This window comes from Thermococcus sp. EP1, assembly GCF_001317345.1.
Lineage (GTDB): Archaea > Methanobacteriota_B > Thermococci > Thermococcales > Thermococcaceae > Thermococcus_A.
In genome coordinates, this window is record NZ_JXCG01000003.1 from 1 (window position 1) to 18,850 (window position 18,850).

Consider the following 18,850-nt stretch of genomic DNA (forward strand, 5'->3'; position numbering starts at 1 on the left):
TTTTGTGTTTGGGACGAATACTACAAACCCCTTAATCCTAGCTATGCCATCTCCACCTTGACCTATACTCTCTATCTTCACTTTATATCTTTCCCCAACCTTCACTGGGGCTTCAAATCTCCTTCCACCAAATCTATCTCCATACATTTCCAACAATCTCCTTTCAAATTCTTAACGCTCCTTAAAAGAGCGCCAAACTTACTTCTTTCTGGAGTTTATAAACTTTTGCATTTTTATTCTAACTTCGCATGGAAGTAAACATTAGTGCTAATAAAAGTTGTGCATCGTGTATTTTAGTACATTGTTCATTCTAATCTGCCATCAAAAAACGGGTTTTTACATAACTTTTGGTTGGAAACGAGATCTTATATACCTTTGTTGTTAATTTAGCCCTTTACAAAACCCTTTTAAAAGAAACAATTGAATTTAATATCGATAAATAGAAAAATAGGTGAGGACTGGGATGTAAACCAAAAGTTGAGGTGGGAAAAATGAGTTTCATTGTTGCATTCATGTGGTCGTTTGTGCTCTGGCTTGTACTTACGGCAGGTAGCAAAGGCATGCTCTGGAGTACAGAAGAGATTATAGCGGGCATTATTTTCGCGTTCGTAATTGGATTCTCTACTAGGAATATCGTAGGAGAAAAAGCAAAGAGGTTCTTAAACCCTATTAGGGTAGTAGGCTTCTTGGTATATGCAATAGGGCCTTTATTCTGGGGCATGGTGAAAGCCAATTTAGATGTAGCTTATAGGGTTGTCACAGGTAAAATAAAACCAGGAATCGTTAAGGTCCCTGTTGATTTGGAAAATGAAGCCCAGTATACTATTTTGAGCAATTCCATTACATTAACTCCGGGTACTTTAACAATAGATGCTTGTCCCGAGGAAAATGCCCTTTATGTTCATTGGATACACGTAACAGAAGAGGAACCAGAGAGTTCAGAGCCCGTTGCAGGCTCATTTGAAAAATGGGCAAGGAGGTTAGGAAAATGATTTTCACCGGGTTTTTCTATGGGATACTAGGAGTGATTCTTGCAGGGGTCATAACTTTGGTTCGTGTGATGTTGGGGCCAAGTGTTCCTGATAGAGTTGTAGGGGTTGATACACTAAATACTCTCATAGTTGCAGGAATGATCCTGCTGGGCGCAGCTTATGATAGGGTAATTTACATTGATATTGCAATAGTGTATGCTCTTCTTAGCTACATTGGTACGTTAGTGGTTGCTAAATATCTACAGGGGGGATTAGAGTGATCGATTTCATAGTTTATGCTCTCCTCGCTGTAAGTATCATATTTAACATATTGGGAAGTCTTTCTCTTCACAGGTTTCCAGACGTATATACTAGACTTCATGGAGCAACAAAGTGCACTACATTTGGAACAATATTCGCTGTTTTTGCGGTTATTATACATTCTATCTGGCAGATAAAGGAGACAAACAATCCAAAGTATCTTCAGATGGCTCTTCACAGCTTGGTGGCACTAATAGCACTGATGTTAACCAACCCTACAGGAGCCCACGCGATAGCAAAAGCAGCCCATCTCAGTGGTTACAAACCTGCAAAAGCTGTCATTGATGCATATGAGACAAAACTCCGAGGTGAGGCCCAATGAATGTAGTTAATGTTGATATGGCGATCCAAGTGATTCTGTTAATTAGTATATTGATGTCTTCATATTGGATGATAACTACTAGGGATCTGCTCTCAGCAGCTTTGGCATCAACTGCTATGAGTCTCCTTCTTAGTTTGGAGTTTTACATGCTTCATGCTCCTGATGTAGCGATAGCAGAGGCTGCAGTGGGAGCAGGCATTGTTACTGCAATTGTTGTTTATGGAATATCAAAAACCGAGAGATGGGAGCGTGAGGCACCATGAAAACAACTTTCGGAGCATTGTCATTACTTTTCATGTTGGGTGTTCTCTTAGTAGTTGCTAATCCAAACTATGGTTTACAGTTTGGTTTAGGGGGCGAAGAGTGGCAAAAATACCGCTATACTGATCAATATTACATAGAGCATGGTGTGGAAGAGGTGGGTGGTACAAATATCGTCACGGACATTGTGTTTGACTATAGAGGTTACGACACACTAGGGGAAGCGACAGTATTGTTTACTTCCATAGCAGGTGCAATTGCTTTACTTAGAAAATGGAGGGGAGAAGAATGAACAGTCAAAATAATGACATGGGTCTTATAGTTAAAACAATGGCGAGAGTTACCATACCTCTTATTGGAATATTTGGTGCTTATGTGATTGCTCATGGGCACCTCACACCTGGAGGCGGATTCCAAGGTGGTGCTACTGTAGCAGGTGCAGGAGTTCTTTTCTTAATAGCTTTTGGTCTTAGCGAGACAAAGAACAGGATTAACAAGACGTTATACTCTGCTCTTGAAGGTATCGGTGGATTGGTGTTTCTAGCAATGGGTATGCTTGGTTTCGGTGTCGCGTTCTTTTATAACACTCTGTGGCGTGAAGGACCGGTTTTCAATGGAGAACCTGGAAGCCTTCTTTCGGCGGGATACTTGCCCATAATGAACTTAGCTGTAGGTCTAAAAGTATACACAGGATTGGTTAGTGCGTTATTCGCAATGGCATTGTTCAGGAGGTGGAAAAAGTGATACCTTTGCAATTTGTAACTGCATTCCTGATGATATTCATGGGCATCTATGCATTTTTGTACAAGAGGAATCTCATTAAGCTAATTTTGGCATTAAATTTAGTCGATGCAGGAATTCATTTATTGCTTATAAGTCTAGGTTATCGCTTAGAGAATGGCATTTTGCCAACAGCTCCAATATATACCGGGTATGAAACACTAGAAGGAGTTCCAATGGTGGGGCCGATTCCCCAAGCTTTGGTGCTTACTAGCATTGTTATTGGAGTTTGTGTCCTTTCTCTTGCAATGGCGTTGACAATTAATGCATATAAGCACTACAGAACTCTTGATGTGAGCAAACTAAGGAGGTTGAGAGGATGAATGCCCTTCCATGGCTTATAATAACTCCATTATTTGGGGCATTCTCTATGCCAATACTTGGTTTGTTAGGAAGAAAAGTTAGAGAATACTGGGCAGTAATTATCAGCGGGTTTACATTTGCAATTGCCGCAAGGATATTTTACGGGATTTGGAGGAGCAATGAGATACTGCTCTATACGTTGGGTGATGTAACTCCAATTGGAGAGGGAGTTAAGTTCCCAATTAGGATAATATGGGAAGTTGACCTGTTTGGGGCCTTGCTTGCATTAACGGTGACTTTTGTAAGTTTTCTAGCGATAGTATACTCTCTAGGATATATGAAAGAGGATAGTGGGTTAGACAAATACTACACTTTAGTACTCCTTTTGGAACTTGGAATGCTGGGTATAGTAATTACTGGGGACATTTTCAACTTCTATGTCTTCCTCGAAATAATGAGTATAGCAAGCTATGTGTTGGTTGCATTCAGAAATGAGACTTGGGAAGGAATCGAAGCGGGAATTAAATACATGTTTGTGGGATCTCTTGCAAGCTCCTTTATCTTATTGGGAATTGCACTCTTATACGGGCAGTATGGCACACTCACAATGGCGTATCTAGCAGTAAAAATAGCGGAAAATCCAACTCTCGTAAGTAGAGTTGCCCTTGCCTTTCTTATTGGTGGACTATTATTTAAGAGTGGCGCAGTTCCAGTCCATATGTGGCTTTCTGATGCTCATCCAGCAGCACCAAGCTCTATTTCAGCAATGCTCTCTGGTCTTGTTATTAAAGTGGGTGGTGTTTATGCTATAGCCAGGATAGTATTTGGAATCTTTAATCCAGGGTTGCATGAATACCTTAAGGCCTTGGGTGCGCCTTCTATTGCTGTGAATACACTGGGGTGGGCAATAATATTTTTCGGTTGCTTAACGTTAATTGTTGGAAATGCAATGGCAGTTATTCAGACGGATATGAAAAGGCTCTTTGCTTTCTCAAGTGTCGGTCAAATTGGATATATCCTTCTTGGAATTGGAATTGGGGTAGTTGCATACGGAGAGAAGGCTGGGGAAATAGCTTTAACAGGCGCTGTTTATCATATAGTTAATCACGCAGTCATAAAGGCACTCCTCTTTTTTGTGGCCGGTGCAGTGATCCATCAAGTTGGAACAAAAAATCTGAACGAACTCAGTGGATTAGCAAGAAGAATGCCATTTACTACTCTCTCCTTTTTAATAGGCGCTGCAGCAATAATAGGACTTCCTCCACTAAACGGTTTTGCAAGCAAGTGGCTTATCTATGAAAGCTCTGCAATGTATAATCCAATTTTGGCCGTGATTGCAGTGATCGGCACTGTGTTTTCATTAGCAGCTTATACAAGAGTATTATTCACCTTTTTAGGAATTGAGAGTGAACGAGTGAAAACTGCTACAGAGCCAGGGAAAACAATGCTTATCCCAATGCTACTCTTAGTGGGGGTTATAATTCTAATGGGTCTCTTACCTTGGCAAATAAATGAGAAAGTCATGTTACCAGTGGCAAAAATGCTTGAGCAGCTCAAAGGGGAATACATAATGGCACTTGTTAAGTTCATGGGAGGGGTGTGAGATGTTTGGTTATTGGGATGCCCTTTACTTTATTTATGCCTTTGTTATTGGTCTGCTGATTAGTTATTTGCTCATGAAATGGGCTGAGAATGTAAGTGCTGGGACTAGAAAGGCAGGAGATGGTACTAAGATCTTTATAAGTGGAGAAGACCAGGATAAGGTTATCCCTCAATTTGAACATTTTAGAGGGTATTTTACAGGGAGACATGTCATGTGGGGACTAATCAGGGGAATAAACAGAATGTTTTTGACTTTTAGAAGGGAACACACTGGTTTGCTTACTGATTATGTTAGTTATTTGCTAATTACTGTAGCGATACTGCTTGGTCTCATGGTTATTTGGGGGTGAAATGATGAGTGAGAGAGAAATGCTTGAAAAAAAGATCTCAAAACTTTGTAAATATCTTGGAAGATCACCTTGGGTCTTTCACGTTAATAGTGGTTCATGTAACGGATGTGATATTGAGATAATTGCTGCATTGACTCCTCGTTATGATGCGGAGAGGTTTGGTGTTAAACTAGTAGGAACACCAAGACATGCAGACATTTTACTTGTAACTGGGCCGATTACTGATCAGAGTCTTGAGAGAGTTAAGTTGATCTATGAACAAACTCCAGACCCAAAAGTTGTTATTGCTATTGGTGCTTGTCCGACGGGAGGGAGTGTATTTTTTGAGAGTCCTTTCACGAATGCGCCACTTGATAAGCATATCCCAGTAGATGTGTTTATTCCGGGATGTCCTCCAAGACCTGAGGCAGTTCTTCATGGTGTAGTTTTGGGCTTGGAAAAGCTTCTAAAAAAGATAGAAGGTGAGAAAGAATGACTCCGGAAGAATTAATCAAAAAAATTAAAGAGAGATTTGAGGTTGAAACTCATACCTCACAGACTAAAACACCCTATCCTAGGAAAAGGATTTGGATAGGGATTGATAGGGAGAATTTCAAAAGCCTCATGAAGTATCTTCAAGAAATTGACCCTCATGCCCAATTCTCAATAATAATTGGTGAGGATAGAGGAGACTACCTAAGTGCTACATATCACTTGGAGCTTTTCTGTGAAGAGGAACCAAGTCTATCAGTAGCTGTGACAACAACCTGTCCAAAGGAAGATCCCAAGATACCCTCTCTTGGGGACGTATTTCCCAGCTCGGTACCATATGAAAGAGAGAATCAGGAGTTTCTTGGAATAGTCTTTGAAGGCATACCTGATCCAAGAAGATTATTCCTCCCTGATGACTTCCCAGAGGGTGTCTATCCATTGAGACTTGATGAGACGGGCATAACTCCAGAGATGGTGAAAAATGCTGGACATCCTTACAAAGTCAAAAAGGAGGGGTCATAATGAATGGCAGAATTGAATATTGGGTTAAAATCCCAATTGGTCCAATTCATCCAGCATTAGAGGAACCGGAGAAGTTTATTATAACCCTTGATGGAGAGCGTATAATAAACGTTGACGTTAAGTTGGGTTACAATTTAAGGGGACTTGAATGGATTGCTATGAGAAGAAACTATATCCAATTGCTTTATTTAGTTGAAAGAATTTGTGGAATATGTTCATTTTCTCATAATCACACATATACTAGGGCCGTTGAGGAAATGGCAGGTATAGAAGTGCCTGAGAGGGCTGAATATATTAGGGCAATCATAGGAGAGCTGGAGAGGATTCATTCCCACTTGCTCAACCTTGGAGTAGTTGGACATGCAATTGGATATGACACTGTTCTTCACTTGAGTTGGCTTGCTAGGGAGAGAGTGATGGATATCTTGGAGGCAATTGGTGGTAACAGAGTGAACTATGCTATGAATACAATTGGTGGTGTTAGAAGGGACATAGAAGATAAGCATAAAAGAGCAATTCTTGAGATGATAAAGTACTATCGGGAGGAGATAATGCCAAAGATAGAGGAGATCTTTCTTTATGATCCCACAGTAGAGGCACGTTTAAGGGATGCAGGAGTCATCCCAAAAAGAATTGCAGTTGAATATAGTGCCCAAGGTCCAACTGCAAGAGGGAGTGGAATTAAGAAAGATATAAGATATAATGAACAACTTGGTGTTTACCCTGATCTAGGAGTTAAACCCATAACTCCAAAGGAGTTCACTGGGGTAATAAAGGGAGATGTTTTTGACAGAATGGTTGTTAGAGTTGGTGAACTTTGGCAAAGTATGGAGATTATAGAGCGAGCTTTTGATCAAATGCCTGAAGGGAAAATAAAAACATTTCCAAAGGACAATGTAGCACTGGTTAAGCTGAAAAAAGCAGATGGTATGGGAATTGGGAGGTATGAGGCTCCTAGAGGAGAGACTATCCATTATGTGAGGGCAAATCCTGGGACAGATGGCCCGGCAAAGTGGAAGGCAAGAGAACCTACTTTTCCAAACTTATTTGCAGTTGCAAGGGCATTAGTTGGAGAGCAACTTGCAGATGTGCCGGTAGCGATAGCCTCAATTGACCCATGTTTAAGTTGTACAGATAGAGTAGCCGTAATAGATTCAAATACTGGTATTAAGAGAATATTGACTGAAAAAGATCTGCTTAAGGCTTCAATAGATAAAACAAGAGAGATCAACCCAAATATAAAAGCGAAACCTGAACTAATTGGAACTACATGTGGGGGTGTGAGACTATGAATATTTTATATGCAACCCTTGGATTAGTGGGAGTTTATATTTATGTTTCATTTGTTTCTCTCTTATGGGAGGGTTTGGATAGGAAGTTAGTTGCTAGAATGCAGAGAAGAATGGGTCCCCCTCTACTCCAGCCTTTTTATGATTTCTTAAAGCTCGTTAGTAAAGAAGCTATAATTCCGAGGGATTCAAATAAGTTATTCGAAATAGCTCCAGTGTTGGCTTTAGCAGCATCAATCTCCCTCTTGGCATATACTCCTCTTGGATTTGGTCCACTCTTTGCCACAAAAGGAGATGTGCTTGTATTTCTCTACTTACTCGCGTTAATAGCTTTCATAAGAGTAATAGGAGGAGTGAGTTCAGGTTCTCCCTATGCCCAGATAGGAGCTCAAAGGGAAATTATAATGCTGGCTTCAAGAGAGGTATCTATGATGCTTGGACTTTTTGCGATATTGTGGCGTCTAGCTAAACTCGGCGCAGAAAGACCTTTTAGTCTAGAAACCCTATATCAGTACAATATATGGGAAATTGGGACGCCATTAACAATTGTCGGCACCTTAATTCTTTTAATAGTATTTATCTTTTGGCTTGCAAGTGAAATTGAAGTAGGTTACTTCAATATCCCTGAGGCAGAAACAGAGGTCGCTGAGGGACCTATGGCAGAATATAGTGGTAGACATCTCGCATTATTCAAATTAAGCAGTGCATTAAAAGAATTCGCAAGTGCTAGCTTAGTGGTGGCAATATTCTTCCCCTGGGGATTAAGCGGATATCTTGGGATGAGCGGTATTGGGGCAATATTCGTAGACTTGGTGTTCCATACAATAAAGGTTTTCATAGTTCTCTTTGTTAGCATGAGCGTGTTTAGAGCGGTTACAGGAAGGCTTAGGATTACACAGGCTGTCAACTTATTCTGGAGTAGAATATTGCCTGCGAGCATCATTGGAGCAATCTTGCTGGCGATGGATATTGTGGGGGTGATTGCATGAAAGTTCCTCCAACACTTTCAGTAGTTCTAAGAAACTTATTTAAAAAACCAGCCACAAATCCTTTCCCTAAAAGCGAGCCTTTACCAACTCCGGAAGGTTTCAGGGGAAAGTTAGTGTATCACGTGGACAAATGCATTGGATGTAAGTTGTGTATAAATGTATGTCCAGCGGGGGTATTCGAATACGTTCCAGAAATAAAGAAAGTGACACTTTGGTTGGGCAGATGTGTCTTCTGTCAGCAATGTGTGGATGTATGTCCCGTAAGTGCCCTAGAGATGAGCAATGAGTTTCTATTGGCTACCTACAATAAATATGATGATAACTTAAGATGGCTTAAAGAGGAGGAAATCGAGGAGATGATTGCTCAACAGGGAGGAAAGACAAAGAAATATCGGATAATTCCTGAAAAATGTAAGGGTTGTACTCTGTGTGCTAGAAATTGTCCACAAAATGCCATTGAAGGGGCACCTAGGGTAGTTCACAAAATCGATCCAAATAAGTGTGTTGGATGTGGTGTGTGTGCTACAGTATGTAAGTTTGGTGCCATAGAAGAATACGAAGAGTGATCTTTTTTCTATATTATTATGATTTATTTTTATATATTCTTTTAGGGTTTGTACATTTTTGAGGATCAAAATTATTATTTTTTGCATTATTGAACAATTTAGTCTATTCTTGCAGCTTAATGTTCTATTTTATGTAAAGCTTTATTACTTTTATGTTTGTCAAATTTCATGTTTTTAACCTTTCGTTAAAGAAACGTATTTAATGGAATTTAGCTAAGCGAGTAATGGAATTAGGTTGAAATATGCTCCCAAAAGGTTTAGAACCTAAAGATGAGGTGAGAAAATGTCCTTTGCAACATCTTTCCTTTGGTCGTTAATTGTATACCTTGTTTTGACTGCAGGTTCAGGCAGTGTTTTACTATGGAGTCCAGAAGAACTAGTGGCGGGCATTATAATAGCAGCCATAATAGGCTATGTTACAAGAAATATAATGGATGAAAGACTGGATTACTTCTTTAATCCAAAAAGATGGGTGCTTTTTATTGTATATGCACTAGGGCCCTTTTTCTATGCCATGGCAAAAGCGAACCTTGATGTTGCTTATAGAGTCATTACAGGCAAGATAAGGCCAGGAATTGTCAAAATCTCTCCAGATTTGACTAGAGATGAAAGCAGAACGCTTCTAGCAAATTCAATAACTCTAACACCAGGAACGTTTACACTTGAAATTGACGAAGAAGGTAATTTCTATGTTCACTGGATTAATGTGCCTCCTGGAAAAGAGAAACCAACTCCTGAGGAACTTTGTGGATATTTACCAAAATGGGCAAGGAGGATTGCGGAATGACGCCTGAGAGTATATTTATGACTGCAATGATACTATTGCTTGTTTCGGCTACATTAACCATGATAAGAATGTTAATCGGTCCAACAATACCTGATAGGGCCGTAGCTCTGGATGCTTTAACAACCACAACTGCTGGCGCAATGGTTCTGTATGGCATTATTACCAAACAGGCAGTGATGATTGATGTTGCTCTTGTTTATGCCGTGTTAAGCTATATTGCGACCCTTTACATAGCTAGATATCTAGTGAAAAAGAAGGTGGGAGTGGCATGATCGAGTGGCTATTATTACTCTTGCTTGCCATTGGAGTGGGTTTCAATCTGTTAGCGAGCGTGGGGATCCTTAGATTTCCCGATGTTTATACAAGGATTCACGCTTCTACAAAGTGTACCACGTTCGGTACTATTTTCATAGTACTCAGTGCGATCGTTTATTCAATCTACAACTGGAGACTTAGCCATGAGACTGCATGGATTACAATGGGAATTCATTCAGCACTTGTGGTCATATTCTTGGTCTTAACAAATCCAGTAGGAGCTCATGCGTTGGGTAGAGCTGCTAGAAAATCAGGTATACGGCCATATGGTGCGGTAATAGATGAATTGGAGGGGAGACTATGAATCCTGAAACATTTTTCTGGGCAATTCAAGTTCTAATAGCCATAGCTTTAATTGGAAGTTCAATAGCAGCCATTAGGTTCAAGAACTTAATCTCAGCAGTAATTGCAATGGCCGTTTTTAGCTTGGCTCTTTCTGTGGAGTTCTATATTCTACAGGCACCAGATGTAGCAATAGCAGAGGCTGGTGTTGGAGCAGGACTCACAACGGCGATGTACCTTCTTGCTATACGAAACACCACCGATGAGGAGGTGGTAGAATGAGGAGAGCATTGGGACTTTTTGCGTTCTTAGCATTTACGCTATTCCTGTTTGCAGCGGCCATAAGTATAAGGCCTTTTGGAGAACCTCCTCATATGGAAATGGATGCATACTTTATAGATCACGCTCAAGAAGAAGCGTCAGCTAATAACGTCGTTACAAGCGTTGTGTTTGACTACAGGGGTTTCGATACTCTTGGTGAAGCCACAGTTCTGTTTACTGCAGTTGCTGGAGTTTTAATGGCACTGAGACAGTACGGGGGGAGAGGAAAATGACTACCACGATCATAAGGACAACTACTAGATTTCTAGCTTCATTGATACTTGTATTTGGAGCGTATATAATCCTCCATGGACATTTAACCCCAGGAGGTGGTTTTCAGGGAGGAGCAGTTTTTGCAAGTGGTTTGGCGTTGTTGATCGTGGCTAACAGCAAAGACAAAGTCCAAGAACTCTTTGAAAAAACTCCCTTAACTCAACTGGAAAGCATTGGTGCACTTGGATTTTTGGGCATCGGCCTCTTAGGATTAATGGGCTATACCTTCCTGAAAAATGCAATAGCAAACAGTGGATTTCTCTTTGGCGCCCCCACACCAGAGGGGATAAATCCTGGATACTTGAATACTGGAGGAACCCTCTCATACCTTAACATCTTCGTTGGAACAAAAGTCTTGGCTGGTCTTACAAGCATCATACTAATCTTCTTCTTGATTCTAAGGAGGGAGAGAGATGAATGGTAACATCTTTGTGAACTTTCCATTTATTGTAGTTGCAATCCTACTTGCGTTAGGATTTTACACTATTGGCTTCAAGCGGAATCTCATAAAAGTAGTTATCGGAATTGAAATCTTAGAAGGCGCTGTGAACATGTTCATTGTAGCTGTAGGATACATCAAAGGTGGATATGTGCCAATCTACACTCAAGCACCACAGGAAGCTGTGGGAAGAATGGTTCTCCCGACTCCCCAAGCATTGACTCTTACGAGCATTGTCATAGGTGTTGCAGTAACTGCGTTGATGCTTGCCTTTGCGGTTAACATCTACAAGCACTATGGAACCCTAGATATTACAAGAGTAAGGAGGTTGAGGGGATGATTGAGCACTTACCTGCTTTGATGGTGGCGGTTCCACTCTTTGGAGCGTTTATAGCACCGCTCTTCAAGAAGCATTACAAAGGGGTCTCGATGTGGGCCGCCTTGATCACTGGCAGTACTGTAATTCTCTCCCTCTTGCTGGCAAAGCAAGTAGTCACTAATGGAATAATGGTATATGTCTTTGGAGCAGACAAGCCATCTATAGTATTGCCTTCTGGTTACGCAGTTCCGATAAGAATTATGTTTGAAGTAGATGCAATGGGAGCCTTCATGGCAATTTCTGCCACTTTGATGAGCTTTATTGGGGCCATATATTCATATACACATGTTGAAAAAGAGGCGGGGTTGGAAAAATACTATGCATTGCTAATGCTCTTAGAAACCGGAATTTTGGGCATGGTGCTCACTGGAGATCTATTTAACCTGTTTGTGTTCTTAGAAATAGCAGGAATAGCAGGTTCAGCCTTAGTGGGCTTTAGAAACTACCGTGGGGAAGCAAGTGAAGCTGGAATAAAGTATCTTATCGTTAGTGCTGTAGCTTCTCTTATGGTACTATTTGCAGTGGCTATACTTTATGGTCAGTATGGAAACCTGAATTTAGCTTACATAGCAAAAAATGTATCCTTTAACATGGTAGACATGATAGCTCTTGGGTTGTTATTTACGTCATTTGCAATGAAGTGCGGTGCAGTTCCAATGCATTACTGGGTACCTGATGCTTATACTGAAGTGCCAGCTGGAATAAACCCACCCTTGTTGGTAGCAACATATGCAAGCCTTTACGCTCTCTTTAGGGTCAGTTTTACGCTCTTTGCGAACATAGTAATAGACCTCGCTCGGGTAGGCTGGATAATGTCCATCCTTGGAGTGCTCACAATGTTCATTGGAGTTACAATGGCTCTTGTGCAAAAAGACGTCAAGAGATTGATGAGCTATCACGCTATCTCTCAGACAGGTTACATGCTTTTGGGTGTGGGTGTTGGATTAACAGTGTTACATGACCCATCTAAGCTCGCAGAATTTGGAAGGGATGCAATGGCAGGAGGAGTTTTCCATATAATTAACCACATCATTTACAAGAGCTTACTTCTGATGACGGCGGGAGCACTCTTTTATGTCACTGGAACTAGGAATCTCAACGAAATGGGAGGTCTAGCAAGAAAAATGCCAATAACAACAATAAGCTTCATGGTCGGAGCTGCCGCAATATCTGGTTTACCGCCATTTAACGGATTTGCAAGTAAGATCCTAATTTATGAGACTTCCTATAGGTTAAACCCCCTCCTTACGGTATTCGCTATGGTAACTAGTGTCCTGACACTGGCTTCATTCGTTAAGGTTTTTGCATCAGCCTTCCTTGGACCGCCATTAGAGAAATTCCAAGATAAACGAGAAGTTCCGAAGCCCATGGTTATAGCAATGCTCATTTTGGCAGTATTGTGTATACTATTCGGTCTATTCCCGAACCTAGTATTGGATAAACTTGTGTATCCAGCAGTTGATGCGTTAATTAACTTTGCACAATATCATAGCTGGGGTGGTTTAGCATGAGCTTTACACTAACAACTCCATCTGGATTTTGGAATCCTTTACTCTGGCTGATATTCCTAGCACTCTTTGCAATAGTTGCTTACCTCATTTATTCCAGAGGTAACCCCTCATATAAGAAGGAAAGCGATCAGGTGAAACCTTACTTAAGTGGTAACATTGAACCAACAAAGGAAAAAGTCCAGGTAAAAGCAGGTGATATTTATTGGGGATTCATAGAGGCTCTAAAAGGGTATTACACCGTACTTCAAACTATGCATACAGGAGACATAAGGGACTATATCCTATGGTACCTGGGAGTTGGAGCTATAATAACATTCATCTTAATTGGAGGGGTGTGATATGGGAAAACTAACCAATTTTAAGCGCTCTCTTTGGGTCTTTCATGCCTCAGGAGGTTCATGTAACGCATGTGATATCGAAATAATTGCAGCATTAACCCCTAGATATGACGCAGAAAGATTTGGAATAAAACTCGTTGGGAGTCCAAGGCACGCTGACGTGCTTTTGGTAACGGGGGCAATTCCTAGAGACTTTGCTGACAAGCTAAGACGTGTCTATGAGCAAATGCCAGATCCAAAAGCAGTGATAGTGATAGGGAACTGTGGGACCAGTGGAGGAGTTTTCTATGACTCATACAATATAGTTGGTCCAATAGACGAAATAATTCCAGTAGATGTCTATGTTCCAGGGTGTCCTCCGAGGCCAGAGGCCATAATAGATGCAGTGGTGAAAGCTTGGCTTAAACTTGAGAAGCTTGAAAAACAATTGGAGGGGGAGGAAGAATGACATTAACTGCTGAGGAGATCTTTGATAGATTAAAAGAGGAGCTTGGAGATGCTATACTAAACTATGAGCTCAAAGAATATAAGATGGGAGTCAAGAAGCCCAGAACCTATAAAGAAGTTTGGATGGAGATAGACAAAAGTGCCTTCAGGAGGGCAATTGAAGCAATATTCAAGATAGAGTATCCTCACTTACACTTCATAACTGGTGAGGACATTGGAGAATCTATACGAATGATTTATTCATTTGGACTTTTCCACGAGCATCCTTGGGGTGAGGTGAGCATAGTTATAAAATTTGACCTTCCAAAGAACGAGCTCGTCCTACCTACAATAACGGATCTTATGATGGGAGCTGAAACTAACGAGAGAGAAATCAGGGAAATGCTAGGGGTTGAATTTGATGGTCTCAAGAACAAGAGACATCTTTTCTTGCCGGACGACTGGCCCGAAGGAAAGTATCCGTGGAGAAAAGACGAATATGGTGTTGATGACATGATTAAACACACTCACAAAAGCGTTAAAGAAATAAGGAAAGAACGAGGTGAGCAAAGTGGCTAAAACAACTTATTATGTCCCCATTGGTCCAATTCACCCCGCTTTAAAAGAGCCAATTAGGGTTGAAGCAGAAGTTGAGGGAGAAAAGATAGTAAAAGTTGATGTAAAGAGAGGTTTTGCTCACAGGGGAATAGAGTACATGGGTATGAAGAGGAACGCAATACAAACCCTCTATTTATCAGAAAGAATATGTGGAATATGCTCAATTTCTCACCCATATGCATTTGTCATAGGCAGTGAAAAAGCTCTTGGAATTGAAGCTCCTCCTAGAGCCCAGTACATAAGATCTATAATTGCTGAGCTTGAAAGAATACACTCCCACATCCTTTGGCTTGGAGTTATAGCCCACGAAATAGGCTTTGACTCTCTACTCTTCTGGACGTGGAAAGGAAGAGAAAAAGTTCTAGATATCTTAGAGGCTATTACAGGGAACAGAATAAATTACTCCATGTACATGATAGGTGGAGTCAGGAGAGACTTAAAGGAGAGTCATATTAGAGCCCTCAAAGATATGATAACATACTACTGGGAATTCACTGAACACATGAAAGAAGTTTTCCTTTCTGACCCGGTATATGAAGCAAGAACTAGAGGAGTGGCACAGGTTTCAAAGGATGTAGCCCTTAAATTAAATCTTGTAGGTCCAGTAGCAAGAGCCGCTGGTCTGAGGATGGATATCAGACAAGATATTCCTTACGACGCTTATGCAGATATAGATGTGAAGGCAGTGGTGCCGCAGGACATTGTGGGTGAAGCTAGAGGAGATGCTTATGACGTTACTATGGTTAGAATTTATGAAATAGAGCAGAGTTTAGATATAATAGAGTACTGTATCGACAACCTTCCTGAAGGAAGGATACTGGCCATTCCTAACTATATTGCCCTTTTGAACAAAATCAAGAAAACAGAAGGAGAAGGAATAGGTGCCCATGAAGCTCCAAGAGGAGAGGTTATACATTACTTTAGATACGATGGAACAAGAGATGGTCCCGCAGTGTGGAAGGTGGTAGCACCAAGTTACAACAATATCAACAGTTGGGCATATTGTCTCCTAGGTGCTGAAGTGGCGGATATTCCCGTTGTCGTAGGATACATTGATCCTTGTATGTGCTGTAATGACAGAATAGCAGTTGTGAAAGATTCAACGGGTAAAATGCTGGATTACTCTTACATTCATAAGAGGGCCATCGAAAAAACAAGGATGCTAGAAAAAGAACTGGGGGTGAGAAGATGACCCCTGAAACTATCTTTTATGCGATAGGGATGCCACTTATTGGAGTATTTCTTGGACTATTTTACAAGGGTATTGATAGGAGAGTCTCTGCGAGAATGACATCAAGGATAGGGCCTCCAATAAGACAGCCCTTCTGGGATGTTGGAAAGTTACTTCTTAAGGAAACTGTAGTTCCAGCAAATGCCGTAAAATGGATCTTCAATGCAATGCCAGTTTTAGCTCTTGCATCCTCAATGACACTCCTCCTTTACATTCCCTTTGGCATTATTAAGGCACCTTTGGAAGGTTATGGTGATTTGGTAGTAATCCTCTACCTTTTAACGCTGCAAGCTCTTGCAATGGCAATTGGAGGATTTGCCTCAGGAAGTCCATTCTCCTCAGTTGGTGCACAGAGAGAAATGGTCTTAATGATGAGTTACGAGATGCCATTTGCAATAGTGATAACGGGTTTTGCTCTAATCTACAAGAGCTTTTCACTAAGCACTATAGCTTCAACACCTGTATGGACTATTGTAGGTCCATTGGGAGGATTAGGAGTTTTCTTACTTTTAATAGCATTCCTTTGGGTAACTCCTGCAGAGCTTGCGAAGCTTCCATTTGATATAGCTGAAGCAGAAACAGAAATAGCCGAGGGTATGCTCGCTGAGTACAGTGGAAGAAATCTCGCTTTATTCTATCTCTCAGACGCAGTAAGGGGCTTTGCAATGATAGCAATAGAAGTTGTTCTTTTCATACCATTTACACTCAGTTACCTATTTGGTCTAAACCTCTCAGGGCCGATGCTCTATATAGCTGAGGGCTTGTGGTTCTTATTCAAAGTACTGCTATTCTACGTATCTGCAGTGACCTTAGTTAGAACATCTTTCGCAAGATTCAGAATTGAACAAGCTTCAAAGTTGTTCTGGGTTTACGTGAACATAATAGCCTTGCTAGGTCTACTCTTAATATGGGTGGAGGTGATGTGAAATGCCTACCAAAGCAATGTTCCTGATGATAAAACAAGCACTTCAAAAGCCCTTCACTAATCCTTTTCCAGTGAAACATGCTCCTGTTAACGTTACTGCACTTATTGAGAAGGTTCAAAAGGGAGAAGTAAAGATACATCCTCCAGTCCCAGTTCCAGAAGACTTTAGAGGAAAGATCCATTATGATCCAGAGAGATGCATTGGATGCAGGTTCTGTATTACCGTTTGTCCAGCGGATGCCATGGAATGGATACCCGAGCTTAGGAAAATAAGGCATTATGTTTCGAGATGTATGTTCTGTGCTTTGTGCGTGGATGTTTGCCCAGGCAAGAAGTTCCCAGGTGAAGAAAAGGCAGTAAAGGCTCTTGCGATAAGCGAAGATTTCTTACTAGCAGATTATGATAAGTATAGTGACAATCTTATAGAAGAACCACCAGAAGCTAAGGAAAAAGGTCTTTAACCTCTTCTACTTTATTTTTTATCATGATAGTTGTAGGGACATGTGGCTTTTGTGAAAGAAGAGAGAAGTATTTCCGAGATTTTAACACTGTAGAGGTTCAACAAACTTTTTACAAGCTTATCCAAGATAAAACTCTTCAGAAATGGAAACAGGAAGCTCCAAAAGATTTCATATTCTCTATAAAGGCTTTTCAAGGTGTGACTCATCCTCCCACTAGCCCTACGTGGAGACGAAGCAATGTAAAACCCACCCCGGAAGTGGGCCTCTTAAGACCAACCCCAGACGTTTTTAAGTATTGGGAGTTAACTCTTAGAGAAGCAGAGATCTTAGGGGCGAAATTTGTTCTTATTCAGCTTCCCAAGAGTTTTAAGGAAACTGAGGAAAACTTCAATAATGCAGAAAAGTTCTTCTCTAAAATTGAAAAAAGAGACTTCACGATTGCGGTAGAACTTAGAGGCTGGAGTGAGAAAGGGATAGAGGAGTTTGTGAAGGAGTTTGAGCTTATTGATGTTTCAGATCCTCTTGTTAGAAAACCTGTTCATCGAGGTGACATTAACTACTACCGACTTCATGGGGCTTATGAAAGGGGAAGGATAATTTATAAACACAAATATGGGGAGGGAGAACTAAAGGAACTTGCAAGCAGGATTAAAGAATGGAATAAAAAAGAAAGCTATCTCTATTTCAATAACGCTTATATGTGCGAAGATGCGAGGAGATTCATTCAAATCCTGGCTTTTTAATGTTTATCACATCTTTGTTCACTAGGTTTGGAGGAATTTCTCCTTTTGCAAAGGCTATCAAGTTTTTTGCCACCAATTCTGCCATACCTTCCCTTGCTTCATGTGTTGCACTTCCTAAATGAGGAGCCAGAACAACGTTTTCCAGTTTAAAGAGCTCTTCATTGTAGTAAGGTTCTTCTTCAAAAACGTCTAACCCTGCTCCAGCAATCCACCTCTCTTGGAGAGCTTTTATTAGTGCCTTCGTATCAATAACTGGACCTCTTGCAGTGTTGATTAAAATTGCAGTAGGTTTCATTATCTTTAGTTCTTTTTCTCCAATCATGTGATGTGTTTTATTAGTAAGAGGGACATGAAGGCTTATAAAGTCACTTTCTTCTAAAAGCGTCTCAAAGTCAACATATTCTGCTCCGATTTCTTTTTCAGCTTCTAGTTTTCTCCTTCTTGAATAATAAATGATTTTCATTCCGAATCCTTTAGCCCTTCTTGCAACTGCTTGTCCAATTCTTCCGAATCCAATTATCCCGAGTGTCTTTCCCTTAAGACCATATCCTAAGAACATTAATGGATGCCATCCAACAGCGCTTCTCTTCCATTCCCCACTTCTCACAAATTGATCTGCTTCTATTAGCCTTCTGGCAGTGGCTAAGAGGAGAGCAAATGCCAAATCTGCAGTTGCATCAGTAAGAACCCCTGGAGTGTTGGTGACGTATATTCCTCTTTTGGTGGCTTCTTCTAGGTTTATATTGTCATAGCCGACCGCATACTGGGCTATTATCCTAAGTTTTGATGCATTATCCAAGAGCTCCTTGTCCACCTTGTCTGTAACTAAAGTTACGATCGCATCTGCATTCGTTATCTTCTCCAAAAGTACATCTCTTGGAGGCTCTCTTTGATCTTTCCATAGATCTATTTCGTAGTATCTTTCTATCATTTTAATGCCATTTTCTGGGATTTGCCTGGTAATAAAAACCCTTGGTTTCATTAATATCACCCTAGAAGACGTTTATCAAAACGTATAAATATTTTTATGAATACCTTTAATATTGGTGGGTCT

At 40.7% G+C, this 18,850-nt stretch carries 31 protein-coding genes; 29 read left to right on the forward strand and 2 right to left on the reverse strand.

The window, feature by feature from the left end:
* Nucleotides 1–147: TRAM domain-containing protein (locus EP1X_RS02650; RefSeq protein ID WP_055281469.1), on the reverse strand; the 147-nt coding region annotated here is incomplete at its 3' end.
* A gap of 344 nt (nt 148–491) precedes the next feature.
* On the opposite strand from EP1X_RS02650, the gene EP1X_RS02655 reads away from it, so the two are divergent.
* From EP1X_RS02655 to EP1X_RS02795, 29 genes are all read left to right on the forward strand, one after another.
* Nucleotides 492–992: a monovalent cation/H+ antiporter subunit E gene (locus tag EP1X_RS02655; RefSeq protein WP_055281471.1), complete on the forward strand. Its 501-nt coding sequence runs from the start codon at nt 492–494 to the stop codon at nt 990–992.
* Nucleotides 989–1,252: a cation:proton antiporter gene (locus tag EP1X_RS02660; RefSeq protein ID WP_055281474.1), complete on the forward strand. Its 264-nt coding sequence runs from the start codon at nt 989–991 to the stop codon at nt 1,250–1,252. The genes EP1X_RS02655 and EP1X_RS02660 overlap by 4 nt, the downstream gene beginning before the upstream one ends.
* On the forward strand, nt 1,249–1,614 hold the full coding sequence (gene mnhG / locus EP1X_RS02665) for a monovalent cation/H(+) antiporter subunit G (protein ID WP_055281476.1): 366 nt from the start codon (nt 1,249–1,251) through the stop codon (nt 1,612–1,614). The genes EP1X_RS02660 and mnhG (EP1X_RS02665) overlap by 4 nt, the downstream gene beginning before the upstream one ends.
* Nucleotides 1,611–1,877 carry a DUF4040 domain-containing protein gene (locus tag EP1X_RS02670; protein ID WP_055281478.1) on the forward strand — a complete coding sequence of 89 codons (267 nt, stop codon included), beginning with the start codon at nt 1,611–1,613 and terminating at the stop codon, nt 1,875–1,877. Before mnhG (EP1X_RS02665) ends, EP1X_RS02670 begins: the two co-directional genes overlap by 4 nt.
* Nucleotides 1,874–2,167 carry a hydrogen gas-evolving membrane-bound hydrogenase subunit E gene (gene mbhE / locus EP1X_RS02675; protein ID WP_055281480.1) on the forward strand — a complete coding sequence of 98 codons (294 nt, stop codon included), beginning with the start codon at nt 1,874–1,876 and terminating at the stop codon, nt 2,165–2,167. Before EP1X_RS02670 ends, mbhE (EP1X_RS02675) begins: the two co-directional genes overlap by 4 nt.
* Nucleotides 2,164–2,619: a Na(+)/H(+) antiporter subunit B gene (locus EP1X_RS02680; protein WP_055281482.1), complete on the forward strand. Its 456-nt coding sequence runs from the start codon at nt 2,164–2,166 to the stop codon at nt 2,617–2,619. Before mbhE (EP1X_RS02675) ends, EP1X_RS02680 begins: the two co-directional genes overlap by 4 nt.
* On the forward strand, nt 2,616–2,978 hold the full coding sequence (locus EP1X_RS02685; protein WP_055281484.1) for an NADH-quinone oxidoreductase subunit K: 363 nt from the start codon (nt 2,616–2,618) through the stop codon (nt 2,976–2,978). Before EP1X_RS02680 ends, EP1X_RS02685 begins: the two co-directional genes overlap by 4 nt.
* On the forward strand, nt 2,975–4,561 hold the full coding sequence (locus EP1X_RS02690) for a proton-conducting transporter membrane subunit (RefSeq protein ID WP_055281486.1): 1,587 nt from the start codon (nt 2,975–2,977) through the stop codon (nt 4,559–4,561). Before EP1X_RS02685 ends, EP1X_RS02690 begins: the two co-directional genes overlap by 4 nt.
* A gap of 1 nt (nt 4,562) precedes the next feature.
* Complete coding sequence (locus tag EP1X_RS02695) at nt 4,563–4,910, forward strand: hypothetical protein (protein ID WP_055281488.1); 348 nt, start codon at nt 4,563–4,565, stop codon at nt 4,908–4,910.
* Nucleotides 4,911–4,914: 4 nt separating this feature from the next.
* Nucleotides 4,915–5,385, forward strand: a complete 471-nt coding sequence (locus tag EP1X_RS02700; protein ID WP_055282068.1) for an NADH-quinone oxidoreductase subunit B family protein — start codon at nt 4,915–4,917, stop codon at nt 5,383–5,385.
* Complete coding sequence (locus tag EP1X_RS02705) at nt 5,382–5,903, forward strand: NADH-quinone oxidoreductase subunit C (RefSeq protein WP_055281490.1); 522 nt, start codon at nt 5,382–5,384, stop codon at nt 5,901–5,903. Before EP1X_RS02700 ends, EP1X_RS02705 begins: the two co-directional genes overlap by 4 nt.
* Nucleotides 5,903–7,195, forward strand: coding sequence for a nickel-dependent hydrogenase large subunit (locus EP1X_RS02710; RefSeq protein WP_055281492.1), 1,293 nt, complete (start codon nt 5,903–5,905; stop codon nt 7,193–7,195). The genes EP1X_RS02705 and EP1X_RS02710 overlap by 1 nt, the downstream gene beginning before the upstream one ends.
* A complete protein-coding gene (locus tag EP1X_RS02715; RefSeq protein ID WP_055281494.1) occupies nt 7,192–8,181 on the forward strand; it encodes a respiratory chain complex I subunit 1 family protein in 990 nt (329 codons plus the stop codon). The genes EP1X_RS02710 and EP1X_RS02715 overlap by 4 nt, the downstream gene beginning before the upstream one ends.
* The gene (locus tag EP1X_RS02720; protein WP_055281495.1) at nt 8,178–8,747 is read left to right on the forward strand and encodes a 4Fe-4S binding protein; all 570 of its coding nucleotides are present in this window, start codon (nt 8,178–8,180) and stop codon (nt 8,745–8,747) included. Before EP1X_RS02715 ends, EP1X_RS02720 begins: the two co-directional genes overlap by 4 nt.
* A gap of 283 nt (nt 8,748–9,030) precedes the next feature.
* Nucleotides 9,031–9,534 (forward strand): Na+/H+ antiporter subunit E, encoded by a 504-nt coding sequence (locus EP1X_RS02725; protein ID WP_055281497.1) that lies wholly within the window; start codon nt 9,031–9,033, stop codon nt 9,532–9,534.
* Nucleotides 9,535–9,551: 17 nt separating this feature from the next.
* Nucleotides 9,552–9,806: a monovalent cation/H+ antiporter complex subunit F gene (locus tag EP1X_RS02730; protein ID WP_253276534.1), complete on the forward strand. Its 255-nt coding sequence runs from the start codon at nt 9,552–9,554 to the stop codon at nt 9,804–9,806.
* Nucleotides 9,803–10,153 carry a monovalent cation/H(+) antiporter subunit G gene (gene mnhG, locus EP1X_RS02735; RefSeq protein ID WP_055281501.1) on the forward strand — a complete coding sequence of 117 codons (351 nt, stop codon included), beginning with the start codon at nt 9,803–9,805 and terminating at the stop codon, nt 10,151–10,153. Before EP1X_RS02730 ends, mnhG (EP1X_RS02735) begins: the two co-directional genes overlap by 4 nt.
* Entirely contained in the window at nt 10,150–10,413 is a 264-nt protein-coding gene (locus tag EP1X_RS02740; RefSeq protein WP_055281503.1) for a hydrogenase subunit MbhD domain-containing protein, read from the forward strand. The genes mnhG (EP1X_RS02735) and EP1X_RS02740 overlap by 4 nt, the downstream gene beginning before the upstream one ends.
* Complete coding sequence (mbhE, locus tag EP1X_RS02745) at nt 10,410–10,685, forward strand: hydrogen gas-evolving membrane-bound hydrogenase subunit E (RefSeq protein WP_055281505.1); 276 nt, start codon at nt 10,410–10,412, stop codon at nt 10,683–10,685. The genes EP1X_RS02740 and mbhE (EP1X_RS02745) overlap by 4 nt, the downstream gene beginning before the upstream one ends.
* Nucleotides 10,682–11,149, forward strand: coding sequence for an MnhB domain-containing protein (locus EP1X_RS02750; protein ID WP_055281507.1), 468 nt, complete (start codon nt 10,682–10,684; stop codon nt 11,147–11,149). The genes mbhE (EP1X_RS02745) and EP1X_RS02750 overlap by 4 nt, the downstream gene beginning before the upstream one ends.
* Nucleotides 11,139–11,504 (forward strand): sodium:proton antiporter, encoded by a 366-nt coding sequence (locus EP1X_RS02755; RefSeq protein WP_055281509.1) that lies wholly within the window; start codon nt 11,139–11,141, stop codon nt 11,502–11,504. The genes EP1X_RS02750 and EP1X_RS02755 overlap by 11 nt, the downstream gene beginning before the upstream one ends.
* Nucleotides 11,501–13,054 carry a proton-conducting transporter membrane subunit gene (locus EP1X_RS02760; RefSeq protein ID WP_055281510.1) on the forward strand — a complete coding sequence of 518 codons (1,554 nt, stop codon included), beginning with the start codon at nt 11,501–11,503 and terminating at the stop codon, nt 13,052–13,054. Before EP1X_RS02755 ends, EP1X_RS02760 begins: the two co-directional genes overlap by 4 nt.
* On the forward strand, nt 13,051–13,392 hold the full coding sequence (locus tag EP1X_RS02765; RefSeq protein WP_055281512.1) for a hypothetical protein: 342 nt from the start codon (nt 13,051–13,053) through the stop codon (nt 13,390–13,392). Before EP1X_RS02760 ends, EP1X_RS02765 begins: the two co-directional genes overlap by 4 nt.
* A 1-nt stretch (nt 13,393) precedes the next feature.
* The gene (locus EP1X_RS02770) at nt 13,394–13,840 is read left to right on the forward strand and encodes an NADH-quinone oxidoreductase subunit B family protein (protein WP_055281514.1); all 447 of its coding nucleotides are present in this window, start codon (nt 13,394–13,396) and stop codon (nt 13,838–13,840) included.
* Complete coding sequence (locus EP1X_RS02775; protein ID WP_055281516.1) at nt 13,837–14,397, forward strand: NADH-quinone oxidoreductase subunit C; 561 nt, start codon at nt 13,837–13,839, stop codon at nt 14,395–14,397. The genes EP1X_RS02770 and EP1X_RS02775 overlap by 4 nt, the downstream gene beginning before the upstream one ends.
* Entirely contained in the window at nt 14,390–15,628 is a 1,239-nt protein-coding gene (locus tag EP1X_RS02780) for a nickel-dependent hydrogenase large subunit (protein ID WP_055281518.1), read from the forward strand. Before EP1X_RS02775 ends, EP1X_RS02780 begins: the two co-directional genes overlap by 8 nt.
* Entirely contained in the window at nt 15,625–16,593 is a 969-nt protein-coding gene (locus EP1X_RS02785; protein ID WP_055281519.1) for a respiratory chain complex I subunit 1 family protein, read from the forward strand. Before EP1X_RS02780 ends, EP1X_RS02785 begins: the two co-directional genes overlap by 4 nt.
* A 1-nt stretch (nt 16,594) precedes the next feature.
* Nucleotides 16,595–17,053, forward strand: coding sequence for a 4Fe-4S dicluster domain-containing protein (locus EP1X_RS02790; RefSeq protein ID WP_055281521.1), 459 nt, complete (start codon nt 16,595–16,597; stop codon nt 17,051–17,053).
* 23 nt (nt 17,054–17,076) lie between these two features.
* Entirely contained in the window at nt 17,077–17,796 is a 720-nt protein-coding gene (locus EP1X_RS02795) for a DUF72 domain-containing protein (RefSeq protein WP_055281522.1), read from the forward strand.
* Here EP1X_RS02795 and gyaR read toward each other — a convergent pair.
* Nucleotides 17,774–18,778, reverse strand: a complete 1,005-nt coding sequence (gene gyaR / locus EP1X_RS02800) for a glyoxylate reductase (protein ID WP_055281524.1) — start codon at nt 18,776–18,778, stop codon at nt 17,774–17,776. The genes EP1X_RS02795 and gyaR overlap by 23 nt on opposite strands.
* Between the last annotated feature and the right edge of the window lie 72 nt (nt 18,779–18,850).

Coding starts and splice junctions, on each gene's coding strand:
- EP1X_RS02655 (WP_055281471.1), top strand. CDS start 492: ATGAGTTTCATTGTTGCATTCATGTGGTCGTTTGTGCTCTGGCTTGTA.
- EP1X_RS02660 (WP_055281474.1), top strand. CDS start 989: ATGATTTTCACCGGGTTTTTCTATGGGATACTAGGAGTGATTCTTGCA.
- EP1X_RS02670 (WP_055281478.1), top strand. CDS start 1,611: ATGAATGTAGTTAATGTTGATATGGCGATCCAAGTGATTCTGTTAATT.
- mbhE (WP_055281480.1), top strand. CDS start 1,874: ATGAAAACAACTTTCGGAGCATTGTCATTACTTTTCATGTTGGGTGTT.
- EP1X_RS02680 (WP_055281482.1), top strand. CDS start 2,164: ATGAACAGTCAAAATAATGACATGGGTCTTATAGTTAAAACAATGGCG.
- EP1X_RS02690 (WP_055281486.1), top strand. CDS start 2,975: ATGAATGCCCTTCCATGGCTTATAATAACTCCATTATTTGGGGCATTC.
- EP1X_RS02695 (WP_055281488.1), top strand. CDS start 4,563: ATGTTTGGTTATTGGGATGCCCTTTACTTTATTTATGCCTTTGTTATT.
- EP1X_RS02700 (WP_055282068.1), top strand. CDS start 4,915: ATGAGTGAGAGAGAAATGCTTGAAAAAAAGATCTCAAAACTTTGTAAA.
- EP1X_RS02705 (WP_055281490.1), top strand. CDS start 5,382: ATGACTCCGGAAGAATTAATCAAAAAAATTAAAGAGAGATTTGAGGTT.
- EP1X_RS02710 (WP_055281492.1), top strand. CDS start 5,903: ATGAATGGCAGAATTGAATATTGGGTTAAAATCCCAATTGGTCCAATT.
- EP1X_RS02715 (WP_055281494.1), top strand. CDS start 7,192: ATGAATATTTTATATGCAACCCTTGGATTAGTGGGAGTTTATATTTAT.
- EP1X_RS02720 (WP_055281495.1), top strand. CDS start 8,178: ATGAAAGTTCCTCCAACACTTTCAGTAGTTCTAAGAAACTTATTTAAA.
- EP1X_RS02725 (WP_055281497.1), top strand. CDS start 9,031: ATGTCCTTTGCAACATCTTTCCTTTGGTCGTTAATTGTATACCTTGTT.
- EP1X_RS02730 (WP_253276534.1), top strand. CDS start 9,552: ATGACTGCAATGATACTATTGCTTGTTTCGGCTACATTAACCATGATA.
- mnhG (WP_055281501.1), top strand. CDS start 9,803: ATGATCGAGTGGCTATTATTACTCTTGCTTGCCATTGGAGTGGGTTTC.
- EP1X_RS02740 (WP_055281503.1), top strand. CDS start 10,150: ATGAATCCTGAAACATTTTTCTGGGCAATTCAAGTTCTAATAGCCATA.
- mbhE (WP_055281505.1), top strand. CDS start 10,410: ATGAGGAGAGCATTGGGACTTTTTGCGTTCTTAGCATTTACGCTATTC.
- EP1X_RS02750 (WP_055281507.1), top strand. CDS start 10,682: ATGACTACCACGATCATAAGGACAACTACTAGATTTCTAGCTTCATTG.
- EP1X_RS02755 (WP_055281509.1), top strand. CDS start 11,139: ATGAATGGTAACATCTTTGTGAACTTTCCATTTATTGTAGTTGCAATC.
- EP1X_RS02760 (WP_055281510.1), top strand. CDS start 11,501: ATGATTGAGCACTTACCTGCTTTGATGGTGGCGGTTCCACTCTTTGGA.
- EP1X_RS02765 (WP_055281512.1), top strand. CDS start 13,051: ATGAGCTTTACACTAACAACTCCATCTGGATTTTGGAATCCTTTACTC.
- EP1X_RS02770 (WP_055281514.1), top strand. CDS start 13,394: ATGGGAAAACTAACCAATTTTAAGCGCTCTCTTTGGGTCTTTCATGCC.
- EP1X_RS02775 (WP_055281516.1), top strand. CDS start 13,837: ATGACATTAACTGCTGAGGAGATCTTTGATAGATTAAAAGAGGAGCTT.
- EP1X_RS02785 (WP_055281519.1), top strand. CDS start 15,625: ATGACCCCTGAAACTATCTTTTATGCGATAGGGATGCCACTTATTGGA.
- EP1X_RS02790 (WP_055281521.1), top strand. CDS start 16,595: ATGCCTACCAAAGCAATGTTCCTGATGATAAAACAAGCACTTCAAAAG.
- EP1X_RS02795 (WP_055281522.1), top strand. CDS start 17,077: ATGATAGTTGTAGGGACATGTGGCTTTTGTGAAAGAAGAGAGAAGTAT.
- gyaR (WP_055281524.1), bottom strand. CDS start 18,778: ATGAAACCAAGGGTTTTTATTACCAGGCAAATCCCAGAAAATGGCATT.